Here is a 13,752-nt window from a genome sequence, read left to right as displayed (position 1 = left end):
AGTGCGTAAAAAACACATCCCTACAGTATGCCACCAGTGAAAAAGCTGATGGTATACTTTTTTTATCAAAATTTAGGAGGAGTAATATGGATTCTGAAAAAAAGCAAAACCCAAAGTGGTGGGGAAAGGTAATTGCCTTCCTAATTGGTCAGGGTATTTCACTCTTTGGATCACAAATCGTTCAAATGGCAGTTATCTGGTATGTAACTCTGGAGACATCCTCCGGAATATGGGTTACTGTCCTGACACTGTCAGCATTTTTGCCGCAAATGGTAATATCGCTGTTTGCCGGAGTCTGGGCGGATCGCTATAACAGAAAGCGGATTATAATAACCGCTGATACAATTATTGCTGCGACGACACTGCTGCTTGCCTTTTTCATGATGTCGGGTAACATGGGTGAAGCTGCTCTTCCAGCAATTATAATAGTCTCCGCAATTCGATCACTCGGCAGCGGAATACAGACACCTGCAGTAAATGCAGTTATTCCTCAGATAGTGCCTGAAGATAGGCTCATGCGTGCAAATGGTATCAATGGAAGTATTCAATCCGTCGTTCAGTTCGTTTCCCCTATTGCTGCCGGGGCGATTATGGCTGCCGGTCCAATTTACAACATCATGTTTATAGACGTGGCTACTGCAGTTATTGGTATCAGCATACTGGCTTTCATAAAAATACCGAAGCATCAGGCAGCGGAAAGAACAGAGCCAACATCAATATTCACAGAAATGAAGGAAGGGCTTCGGTTTACCTGGAATCATAAGTTTCTTAAAAGAATGCTAATAACATATGGGGCCTACATTTTTTTCTGTGTACCTTCCGGCTTCCTGACGGCACTCATGATTGAACGAACCTTCGGCGACAGTGTTATGTTTCTTACAATTAACGAAGCTGTAGGCTTTGCAGGGGCTTTAGCAGGAGGACTTCTGCTTGGTGCCACAGGTGGATTTAAAAATCGAAACAGGACATTTTTCCTGGGAACATTGATTTATGGAGTTGCTTCTTTTGCAGTAGGTTTTACTAATACATTCTGGATTTTTGCTATGCTTATGTTCTTTATCGGCATGACCATACCAGCTGCCCAGACAGCAGTTTTTACAATGGTTCAGGAAAAGACCGGTCCATCTATGCTCGGAAGGGTTTTCAGTTTGGTCAACGTGATGTTCACAGGCTTTATGCCACTTGGCATGGCTATTTTCGGACCACTTGCTGATTTTGTGAGAATACAGACTATGGTTATTATCTGTGCGTTTTTCATAATTCTACTTGCCCTGAGTATTTTCCTATCCCGCAGTTTTTATAATGAAGGTATTGCAGCATTATCAACGGAAGCAGAAAAAGGCTGTACAATTGACCAGACAGATTAATAAGGGAGTAATGGCGATAAAGTCTTTAGTGGTTATGGGAAGTTGAAAGGGCTCAATTTATAGTGATTCGTCACGGAGAATTTGACTACTCATTATGTGATGATAGAAAATTCATAGGTCAATGCTTCTCTCTAAAATCAATCAGGAGGGCAGAATTTGGATTACTGACTTGAAAACTGTGCAATGATTGTGTCTTCCATTCTAAGTAAAAATATGGTAAATGAAGGATGTCTTTCATATATTGTTTCCTGTAGAAATAAAAAATATTTTATGAAAGCTGTACCTCCTGCATTCATGGACACGGCGAAACAGTCTGCTGAAATACTAATTTATCTTACAGAGAACGCTTTCCCTGTACCGGGGATAATACTTACAAAGGATGGATTGCCGTATTTCGGTATTGACACCCCAGAGGAAAACTATCTTTATATCTTATTTAATTTCATTGAAGGAAGAGAACCTGAATTAGGAGAAGATATAGAAAAAATTGGTACTCTTGTCGGCAGGCTTCATAACATAATGCAGAGTTATGGAGGTGGGCTAACGATACGAGGCAAACCGTTTTTTATTGACAGATATATTAATATTTTGCGAAAAAAGCGCTACCCCGAAAACAAAATAGCCATTTTTCAAGAGTACGGCGATGTGCTTTGGAAAAGAGTTGAGAACCTGTCCCCAGGATTTTGTCACGGAGATTTGCATCGTGGAAACCTTCTTCGGACATCGGCAGGAGAGTATTTCATATTAGATTTTGATACTTCCTGCAATGCTTTTCCTGTATATGACATAATGGTATTGTGCGACTCGACGAATTATTTTAAATTTGAGAGAGATGGGTATAAAAAATCAAAACATATCTATGAACGTTTCCTTACAGGCTATTCAAGATACAAAACCTTAAACGACGAGGAGATTAAGGCGTTTTATGACTTAATTGCAATCAGACATTATCAGCTTCAGGCAACAATTATTGAAGTTAATGGCCTTGACTGTGTTGATGAAAGGTTTCTGGATAGACAGCTCGACTGGTTAATGGAATGGCGGGCACAGTGCGAGAAGGCGGAGACAGGTATATCATTAAGTTTGCCAAGCGCCGACAGAGAAGTAAATGACCTTCAAACTTTGCCTCTTTTCTATGATGAAAAAGAAGCGGAGGAAACATAGCAATTAGGGACAATAGGTAAATGTCAGTACATGAATTCTCCCCACTTTAATTATACCATATAAAAAAATGTAAATGCAGACTATTTGTTCTTATTTACTAGTGCTATAATGCAATGGCACGTTAATGCGGTTTGTTGGAGGGATTATTATGGAATCCAAAGGAAGTTGCATGTGTATATAGAATGTTTGCAAAAGGTACATTATAGATAGGCTAGTACAATACTCGGTAAATCGTTTTAGCACGAAGGATGTCATCAAAGAAGGATTGACAAAGGAGGTAAACAATGAGTTCTTATGTGCTTGGTTTTCAGGACATTGATAAAACAAAAATTATGGTTGTTGGGGGGAAAGGCGCCAACCTGGGGGAGCTTTCCAGGATTGAAGGAATTCGCGTACCGGATGGCTTTTGTATTTCTACTGAAGCCTTTAAAAGAATCATTGAGGAAACGTCATCGATTAACAAATTACTTGAAAAGTTATCGCTTCTGAAGGTGGAAGACCGGGATAAAATCGCTGAACTTAGCGGCGAGATTCGCTTATGTCTCGAAGGGATAGACATCCCTGAAGACATTAATGAAGAGATTACCCGCTTTATCTCCAGGCTTGGAGAAAAAAATGCCTATGCTGTACGATCGAGCGCAACTGCAGAGGATTTACCGACGGCCTCCTTTGCAGGCCAGCAAGATACGTATCTAAACATTATCGGAAGGGAGGCAATCCTAAAGCATATCATCAAGTGCTGGGCATCACTGTTTACCGAGAGGGCAGTAACCTACCGCCTTCAAAACGGCTTTGACCACCGTAAAGTCCACATGTCTGTGGTTGTTCAGAAGATGGTATTCCCACAGGTGGCAGGGATTTTGTTTACTGCCGATCCCGTCACTTCTAATAGAAAGGTGTTATCCATCGATGCCAGCTTCGGACTTGGCGAGGCCTTGGTCTCCGGACTGGTAAATGCTGATATCTATAAAGTGAGTAACGGCAAGGTTATCGATAAGAAGATATCCACCAAGAAGCTGGCTATTTATGCCTTAAAAGATGGCGGTACGAAAGAACAGGATATTGAGCCTGAGCGGCAGAATAGGCAAGCACTGACAGATGAGCAGATTTTGAAGCTTGAGCGCATGGGCAGAAAGATCGAAGAACATTTCGGCTGCCCTCAGGACATCGAATGGTGCCTAGGCAGGGGAAACTCCTCAGACCCCAGAGACGGTCAGCTAAATGAGGAGTGTCCCCTTACCTTGTACATTGTCCAGAGTCGGCCAATTACTACTTTATACCCGATTCCTGAAGCGAATGATGAAGAAAATCATGTCTATTTATCTGTCGGCCATCAACAAATGATGACCAACCCCTTGAAACCATTGGGAATGTCTTTAATGCAGTTAATATCTTATGGTCGCTGGTTTAAAGCCGGTGGAAGGTTGTTTGTTGATGTGGCACAAATGCTGGCTTCACCGGACGGCAGAAAAACGTTATTAAATAACATGAGACAACTCGAACCGCTCACAAAAGACGCAATTATGACCATAATAGAGCGGGATTTTATAAAATGTTTACCAAATGATAAGCAAGAGCAGAGTTCTGGCAATAGTGATAAAGTTAAGCCGCCTGCAAATCCTCAAGCACAAATCGAAAACAATCCGTCAATCGTTTCTGATTTGATTACAAAAACTCAAACCTCCATAAAAGAGTTGAAACAAAATATCCAAGGGAAATCAGGAACAGATTTAATTGATTTTATACTGGAAGATATCCAGGAGTTAAAGAGGATCTTATTTGACCCACAAAGTACAGCTGTATATACAGCTGCCATAAATGCTTCACTTTGGATCAATGAAAAAATGAACGAGTGGTTGGGTGAGAAGAACGCAGCAGACATACTTTCTCAATCTGTACCAAACAATATCACTTCGGAAATGGGTCTGGCGTTAATGGATGTGGCAGATGTGATTCGTCCTTACCCGGAAGTAATTGATTATTTACAAAATGTAAAAGATGATAACTTTTTAGATGAACTGGTTAAGTTTGATGGTGGACAGAAAATCCAAGACGCTATCTATGTTTATCTTAACAAATACGGAATGAGATGTAGCGGAGAAATCGATATTACTAAAGCTCGCTGGAGCGAAAAACCAACGACACTTATCCCCATGATTCTCAATAACATCAAAAGCTTTGAGCCTAATGCCAGCCATCGGAAATTTGAGCAAGGGCGACAGGAAGCTTTGGAAAAAGAAAAAGAGTTATTGGAACGATTGCAGCAATTACCGGATGGTGAAGAAAAAGTCAAAGAAACAAAGCGGATGATTGACCTAATCCGAAATTTCATTGGCTATCGTGAATATCCAAAATACGGTATGGTTAGCCGATACTTTGTTTATAAGCAGGCTTTACTGAAAGAAGCCGATCGGCTCGTACAGACAAATATTATTCATGAAAAAGAAGATATATATTACCTCACTTTTGAAGAACTTCGCGAAGTCTTAGTCACAAATAAACTGGATTATGAAATCATTTGCACGCGAAAAGAAGAGTACAAATTATTTGAAAAACTAACTCCTCCGCGTGTTATCACGTCTGATGGTGAAATCATCGTGGGTGAGTACAAACGAGAAAATCTCCCTGCCGGAGCTATTGCGGGTCTAGCTGTTTCTTCCGGAATTATAGAGGGACGGGCACGTGTCATCTTAAACATGGAAGATGCTGATCTGGAAAAAGGAGATATATTAGTCACCTCCTTTACTGACCCTAGTTGGACACCGGTGTTTGTATCCATAAAAGGCTTAGTCACCGAAGTTGGTGGATTGATGACCCATGGAGCAGTTATCGCACGTGAATATGGTTTGCCAGCAGTTGTCGGAGTAGAAAACGCCACCAAACTGATAAAGGATGGGCAACGAATCCGAGTGCATGGAACAGAAGGGTATGTAGAAATCCTATAACGGGGAAGCTGTTGTCTTCCTACTATGGAGCTAAATAAAAGATGAAAGCTAGGAAGGCGGTCCAATCAGGGCCGCTTTTTCAGAATAAAAGAAGTAATTACATGAGATGATATCACAATGTTTATCCTTTAGTGGCGTATTTTTTTTGTTTTAAGTGTAATATGGAGATATTTAGAGAAATTAACAGTGCTAAAGAGGCCGAGTAATATAAATTGGAGAAATATGTCGAAAAATAAATATTTTTCAAAATTTGTATATTTATATTTACATGGGTATATTAATTTATTAAAATCTATATTATTAATTTTAACAATGAATGTAATGGTTTGTACAAGGTTTTGTTTGACTGTGATAAATATATAAAGTGTATGAGTCAATAAGCACTTGGGTTTTTATGCAAACCAAGTGCTTTGTTTATTAATTTATTGAAAAATGTCTACTGGTTGGCGGAGACAGAGTTTTAGCCTATATGTTGATGATTTTGTGCTAAAAAAATAAAAATATTGTAAAGGAGAGTCAATAGTGAGTAAAAAAATCAAGAAACTGTCATTTTCTGCTTTTGTTCTATTTCTACTTATCTGTTTTAACGTATCATTTAATCCTTTTGTAAGTGGATGGTTTATTAGAATTGGAGGGGAAAAAGCATTTGCAGCTACCCAGTCAATAATACCTGGATTTGATGATGTCTGGGTTTCGTCAAATAACTACAATCTGAATTGGGTAGGGTCATGTAGTTATTATACAAACTGTTTTGTTATCAGAAGAGTTTCCGACTGTAAGCTTTTTTTCGGAGTCAGGTTCAAAGGTAATAATAGCTCTACTTTACTTACACTTAATCAGTCAAATTACCCCAGATTAACTTGCTGGAACAAGAACGATATTCAAATTACTGCGCCAGCGATAGATACTTCTATAAGTATAATACCTAGTGCCGGTTATTATGTGACTACATGGAATAATCAGATGCTATTTGTTTATCCATTCGATAGTAATATTGGGTACTATTTGGTAGGCGGAGCGTGTAATTATCTGATTCAAAACTCAAACCAGTTTAACATATCAGATGGTACCAGTTCGATTGCAAGAATAGAAAAAACAGATATAAGGCAGTATGCAAATCAGCAGCCGATGTTCTCAGTAACATTTCCTACCATCAATACAATGTTTTCCGACCTTGATACAAGTGTATCTCCACAAATAACAGTGTCTGATGTCGATAATAATAATGTGACCTGTAAGCTGTATTTGGATTCTGCAACTACTCCCCTGGATACGAAGGTTGCCACTAATACCAGATATTTGCAAACCGTTGATTTTAGTCCGATAGACTTTAGTCAATCAGATATAACACAAGGTATCCATACACTTAAGTTTGAAATCTGCGATGGGATTGGTGCGCCAATTACTTCCACTGTCAGCTTCACTGTGGACAAGACGCTGCCGGTTTTGGGAACAGTTTCATTTGTAACATCTGTAAATAGTGCTACCATATCAGGGTCTGCAACTGACAGCATTTCCGGACTTGCGGCCTTGCCCTACAGGTACACGGTTCTAAACTCTTCAGATGAAGCTCTAAAGCAATCAAACTGGATGTCAGCCACTACATGTAATGTACTGAATAATCTGAATTACATGCTGACTCCAAATACATTATACAAACTCAGGTTTGAGGCCAGGGATGCGGAAGGGCACATACAAAGCTTCTCAAAAAATATGTATACGTTGGCTGACATGCCAAGTCTAAGTCTTGTTAATTTTTCATCTACAACAGTTGAGGCCCATATAGCTGACAGCAACCATTCTTCTACCGAATATCAGATAAAGACAGGGGCAAGATTTGTTACATCTGCAGGGGAACTTACTACAATACCTACTTGGATTACTTTGCAAAATAAGGCGATTACAATAACAGGACTGTCTCCGGATACAAGCTATGACTTTCAAGTTAAATCAAAGAATGGGGATAATGTAGAGACTGAGTTCAGTTCGCTTGTTTCCAGCAGGACTGCAGTAGCTCCACCAGGTGTTCCTACAGCTACTGCTACAAGTAATGCGATTACGATTTCATGGAATGCTGTTGATGGAGCCATAGGATACATAATAAAAGTGGATGGGGTTGAGATTGATAACGGGAGCTCAACAACTTATGTCCACAGCGGACTTAGCCCAAATACAAAACACATGTATTATGTAAAAGCGGTAACCATTCAAGGTAATACAGATTGGAGTCCAGTTCTGAAGAAGGGAACATTAGGACCGGAATATACGTTAAACTGTACAGCCGGGAAACAGGTACTTTTTGTTCTAAAGGCAAGCAATATAACAGATTATAGTCAGAAAAGTTTTACCGTAACGTATAATACTGAAGAACTGGAAGTGACAGACCTGTGTACTGCTACGAAGAAAAAAGAGCTGATTACTGGAGATATTCCTGGGACAAATGTAATTATTACGCAATATGTACCAGGAAAAGTAACCTTTGTAATTGTTAATCCAGTTGCACAGGGCAAATCAAAATCAGGTCCGGTAAACAGTATCAGCTTCAAAGCAAAAATAAACGGTCAATCAAAAATAGTATATACGGTAGAATAGGGGGGACAGGAACATGTTCAAACAAAAAAGGGCCAGAATGCTTGCAATTATGACTATTGTGATATTTGCAGTCTCAACTGTAGCATACGCTGTGAGTACAGTTGCTGCAAAGAAAGATGCTTCTTTAAACAAATCCGAATATGATAACAAAATTGTTAAGATAGAAGCTGATACTAATGAAGAGTGGGAGAATGAACTTCAGAAAGCTCACAAAAAGCTGCCTAGAGAAAAAGAGTTGGAACTATATAATCAAGGTTATGATTTTTATGATATAGATAGAGCAGAGCAATTATCACTGTTCTGCGATAAAACTCCTGAAGAAATATTAAAAATGAAGGGCAAAACCACATTCATAGATAAAATAAACGGAGATAAAAGGGCTGTTGAAGAAGTCAGCAGACCATGGAATGATGTTATAAAAGAGCTGGATATTAAAGCAAAGACGCCGGTCGAAGAATTGAAAATTCCTTCTGAGCAAGTGAAGGAAATGAAAAATCAAGGGCTATCAGAACAAGAAATAAATGAAGTAGCAATAATGTCATTCAACTATAAAAAGGAATATAAGGAAATCTTCAAAAATCTGAAGAAAGGAAAGACAATAAAGGAACTTAAAAAGATGTACTGGGAAGAAAACATTAATGCATCCAAAAGAAAATTTATTCCCTACGCCCAAATAGAGAGCGATACAGAAAGGATATTGAAAAAACAGTATGGTATAACTGACCAGGAGATAGAAAAATGCAGGCAATATGGTATTGACAATATAGTTGATATCGCCTTTGCTAAAGACCTTGCAAATAAGAATAAAGTAAAGCTGGACAAGGTACTCAACCTGAAAAAGGATAAAAAGGAATGGAAGGCTGTAAAGGATGTATTAGGGGGTGGCAAGTAATGTTAAGGAAGCTTTGTTTAAGCCTTTTCGCTATGTTTCTTTCGGTATTTGCACTTAATACCTCATTTGTCTTTGCTGATTCAGTAACTGATAATTACAACAACTACGTATATCCAATCTCTGTATACAAACAGGGATCGGTTGAATCATTTTCAATTAGAAATTCTGCTCAGTCAGAATATATAGATCCGGCAAGCGGAAATCTTGATATCTCGCAAACCGACCTGGTGCTAAAAGGTAGGAATGGCTTGGATCTTGCAATAACAAGAAATTATAGCCTTTATGATGCTAATTATTGTGAGCTTCAATGCTACGTTAGCAGCTCTAAGTACACAGTTTATTCATTAGGATTCGGAGTAAATGGTACTCAAACAGTTTATAAGTATATTAATGGGGTACTGTCAAGTACTACACCAAGCACTTTTGTAAGCCAAGCACCATACTATTCCTATTCCCAACCTGCTCAACTGCTTGCTGATAGGTATAATAACGGAGAATTTGACACCTCTTACTCGTATATGTCAGGTAATGACACAATAATGGAGGTATATAAGTATTCGGATTTCAAAGCAGAAATCAGGTACTATTTTTTCCCTGACGGAATGCCGTGGATAATATACGACACACCTTATTGGGACGAGTTAAAGAATGATACGGTAAATGAAAACTATTTCAACCTAGGAACAGGATGGTCCCTTGATTTCCCATTCATTGAAGAGCGCGGAGATTATGAATATTTGCATTACGGAAGCTACGGAACTTGGCTCATAAGCTTTGACTCAGATGGAGGAGATTCCCATCTTGTAGGATATCCTTTTAAAGACAGGATAGTGACTTGCGATGGCACCTATAACAATGGGGAGATGAATTCGAGCTATGTACTAACCGAAAAGGATGGGAAAAAGACCTACTTTGGCAGCGATGGAAGATTGTTGGGGATTAAAGACAGATTTGGGAATGAAATAAAGTTCTATCATGACACAAGTATAAACTATCACCCTTTAATAAGTAAAATAATTGATAGCGTGGGGAGAACCGTTAATATTACATATTCCAGCAGTAGAGTCACCATAGAAGTAGTGGACGATACTGAGCCGGCTAACAATAAAAAAATATATTATAACAGAGCAGCTGGTGGACCTTTTGGCTCAGACTATAATTTGACAAGTGTTGTTGACCCTGCAGGAAGGGAAACAAAATATGAATATACATCAAACCCTACCAGGTTCTGCTATAGAAAAAAAGACCCTGTCTATGCTGAAGCTACAAATTATTATGCTTGTCTGAAAAGTATCACCTACCCTACAGGGGGGAAGACGGAATACAAATACTCCGATCCAAGGTATACAACCAGGAATTTAGGGGTGCTGGGTAACGAGCAGTTTCTAAAAGTAACTGAGCGGGCAGATTATAAAAAAGACGGTTCAAGACATAGCTACAAAAAGTATATTTATAACAACTATTTTATTGGGGATGGCAAGATAGAATATGACGGCTATCCAAATTATTTCAACACAAGCATACCGGGCAGCCATGTAGTGACAACAGACATAGACGATGTGTTGGGAAACAGGCAAACATATACATATAAATATCTGCAAAACCCATCAAAAAGTGAGGTGAGCATGTTCTGCACAGGAATACTGAGTACTGGCGCAGATCATAAGATTGAAGTAATAAACACCTATGACCCACAATTGAAACTCAAAACTGCTACTGTAAATAGAGTATATAACAAGAGTACAGGTAAATACATTGAGAAGGTAGAAAACTATCAATACGATTCAGTATTCAGGGATCTATTGGGGTATTGGGATGCACAGGCAAGCAGGGATGCCAATAACATACCTATAGACGATGAACACAAAACCAGCTATACATATGATATCCAGTACCACTATCCAATTACAAAGACATACAAGAAGGATGGGGCTACAACAATTACAGAGGAGTATACTCCTTACGCCGACCATAAGGCTATTGAATGGGCAAGGATAAAAGAAAATGGAACTCTGAGAAAGCAGGCGCAATATCTTTACGATTCGTATGGGAATGTCAGTGAGGAACGAAATTACCTGGATAACTGGACTGATTTTGTAGCTGTCAAATATAGCTACGATGACAATGTGGGAATGCGGAACGAAAAGTTCAACGGTGCATACCTTACCCGTAAGTGGGTAGAAAATGTAAGGGATGCCGATGGTAATCTTATAGCATCAAAAACAGGATACAATCCTGGAGTTATTGACGAGACTGTAACATATGATTGGTACGGAAATATTACAGCCAAATCTGATGGTCAGGGCAATGTAATACAATTTTCATATGATAAGCTTGGAAGGCCTCTTACACAGATTAATCCTGATAACAGCTGTAAGGCATGGGAATACAATGACAGCGAAAACTATGTAATAGAAACCAATGAAAACAACAGCCATATGAAAACAAAGTCTGACGAGTTTGGCAACAAGCTGTTCATTCAAGACATGACAAGTGGAGAAATCCTTAGTTCATTTATATATGATGAATTATCCAGATTGAAAGCTGAATCAAATAACAACAATAAGAGCAGGACAGTAAACACATATTGCAGTGATGGGAGGCTTGTATCGAAGGAAATCAGAGATGATTCAGATGCAGTAAAGTATAAAGAAGTATATGCATACGATGATGCATTTGACAACGGGCTATACTCAAAAGTATCCAAAACAGTAATAGGCGATGCAAGCTCACCTTCGATTACAACAAATTCATATGCAAATAAGCTTGGGTTAATAGAAAAGCAAAGCCGTATGCACGAAGGGATCGAGTACTTCGATACCTTCAAGTATGACTATATGGGTAACAAAACAGAAGAAAAGTCAGCAAGAGCTTACAATGAAAGCTGGACAGAGCCTTATACTGCGAAATATGAGTATAACTTTGAGGGGAAGCCAACAAAAGCCTACAATATAAAAGGAGACTTTACAACAACAGAATATGATGCATTAGGCAGGGCAAAAGCTGTCACTGACATCAAAGGAAACAAAGCTCAGGTACCGTACTCTGCCAGCTATGAATATGACAGCATGGGAAGAGTGCTTAAGGAATCCATACCCTTTGAAAGCAATAACGGAATCCTGTACTATAGTACGAAAAAGCACTACTATGACCGTAACGGGAATATTGTCCTTGAAAAGGTAAGCTCAAACAAGGCCGGAGAGACAGACAAATTCGACAAGACAGCCTATGAATACAACAGCCGGAATATGCTGCTGAAGGTAACTTTATACAACGGGGAAGTTCCTGAGAACTATACGCAATATTATTACGACGCTGTAGGCAACAAGGTGCGAATGTATACCGGTCTCAGCTCGTCTTTGGAAATCATGGGGCTGGATAATATTGTGACAGCAGGCGACGAGGATTACTCAGTTACCAAATATGAGTATAACCAATTTGGACAGCTAAGAAAAATGGTCGACCCCTTACTAAAAGAAGAGAGCTATGAGTATGACTATAACGGAAATCTGATTCAGAAAACTGACAGGAACGGAAATGTAATTACATATATCCCCGATTCCCTGAACAGGACTACATCGATGAGTGTAATAACTCCTGAGCACGATGGTGATGCTGTACGTACATATAGCTACAGCCTGGCCGGAAGCAGAATAGCGACAGGAGCCGATTCGAACACTCTTTGTACTTATGATGATCTGGGGAGGCTGATATCTGAAACAGGCTCGGATGGTGTGGTAAAAGAGTACACGTATGATGCAGCCAATAACAGAAAATCCATGATCATAAAGAAAAACGGTCAAACCGAAATGAACACAACATACACCTACGATAAAATGAACAGGCTGCATGAAGTGTTTGAGAACGGACAATTGACTGCCACATACGCATATGATGACAATGGAAACAGGGAGAGTTTAGTCTACTCAAATGGTAATTCAACGGAATACAGTTATAACCTTGCCAATAAGGTAATATTGCTTACAAATAAAAAAGGAACAGATATAATATCACAGTACAGTTATACATACAGTCTGGATGGGAATCAGACAGGTAAAAATGAAACAATTACCGGTAAGTCTACGGACTACATATATGATGGAGCAGGCAGGCTGGCTACCGAGACAGAAAAACTGAATGGGATTGTCATAACATCCACCGGATACAGTTATGATGATTATAACAACAGGGAACAAATGACTGTAACCGGAGAAAATGCCTCTACTACCATATATGAGTATGATAAGGCGAACAGGCTGCTGACAGAAGTACAGGAAAAAGTCGGAATATCAGAAATAACGCGTTATAACTATGATGATAATGGGAATCAGATATACAAGGCTGTAGAAACCGAGAAGCCCATAGCAGAAGGGGAAATTGAAGACTATACGGCAGTGGTTGCGGGTGAGGGCGGGAATACAGATATTACAATAAGTACATACAATGGATTCAACCAGCTTACAGGTACGACCATAGGGGATAAAACGGTAGAGTACGGATATAACGGGGATGGGTTAAGGACTTCAAAGGCAGTGAATGGAGCAGCAATAACTCATGTGTGGGATGGCGATCAAATTGTATTGGAGCTTGATGGGGCAGGAAACGTAGCTAACAAGTATGTACGTGGGATAAATTTAGTCTATAGTGAAGATGGGACAGGCAATAACAGGAAGTACATGCTTTTCAATGCTCATGGTGATGTGGTACAATTAACTGGAACAGATGGAAATGTTATCAAGAGTTACGATTATGATGCCTTTGGTAATGAAAAGAACCTTGACCAGAATGATAC

The 13,752-nt window shown here is 39.2% G+C and carries 6 protein-coding genes; all 6 read left to right on the top strand.

Going from position 1 to position 13,752, the window contains the following annotated elements; translation table 11 throughout:
• Window positions 1-86: 86 nt before the first annotated feature.
• Window positions 87-1,367 carry an MFS transporter gene (locus N3I35_19730; GenBank protein MCX8132311.1) on the top strand — a complete coding sequence of 427 codons (1,281 nt, stop codon included), beginning with the start codon at window positions 87-89 and terminating at the stop codon, window positions 1,365-1,367.
• Between the two features lie 189 nt (window positions 1,368-1,556).
• Window positions 1,557-2,531: a phosphotransferase gene (locus N3I35_19725; protein MCX8132310.1), complete on the top strand. Its 975-nt coding sequence runs from the start codon at window positions 1,557-1,559 to the stop codon at window positions 2,529-2,531.
• A 284-nt stretch (window positions 2,532-2,815) separates the two neighbouring features.
• A complete protein-coding gene (gene ppsA, locus N3I35_19720) occupies window positions 2,816-5,476 on the top strand; it encodes a phosphoenolpyruvate synthase (GenBank protein MCX8132309.1) in 2,661 nt (886 codons plus the stop codon).
• A 522-nt stretch (window positions 5,477-5,998) separates the two neighbouring features.
• Entirely contained in the window at window positions 5,999-8,068 is a 2,070-nt protein-coding gene (locus N3I35_19715; protein ID MCX8132308.1) for a hypothetical protein, read from the top strand.
• 13 nt (window positions 8,069-8,081) lie between these two features.
• On the top strand, window positions 8,082-8,960 hold the full coding sequence (locus N3I35_19710; protein ID MCX8132307.1) for a hypothetical protein: 879 nt from the start codon (window positions 8,082-8,084) through the stop codon (window positions 8,958-8,960).
• Window positions 8,960-13,752 (top strand): hypothetical protein (locus N3I35_19705; GenBank protein MCX8132306.1); only part of this gene is annotated, 4,793 nt, incomplete at its 3' end. The genes N3I35_19710 and N3I35_19705, both read left to right, overlap by 1 nt.

It is taken from the genome of Clostridia bacterium (assembly GCA_026414765.1).
Classification (GTDB): domain Bacteria; phylum Bacillota; class Clostridia; order Acetivibrionales; family DSM-27016; genus SKW86.
This window is presented reverse-complemented; position numbering and strand designations above follow the sequence as displayed.

Coding starts and splice junctions, on each gene's coding strand:
- ppsA (MCX8132309.1), top strand. CDS start 2,816: ATGAGTTCTTATGTGCTTGGTTTTCAGGACATTGATAAAACAAAAATT.
- N3I35_19710 (MCX8132307.1), top strand. CDS start 8,082: ATGTTCAAACAAAAAAGGGCCAGAATGCTTGCAATTATGACTATTGTG.
- N3I35_19730 (MCX8132311.1), top strand. CDS start 87: ATGGATTCTGAAAAAAAGCAAAACCCAAAGTGGTGGGGAAAGGTAATT.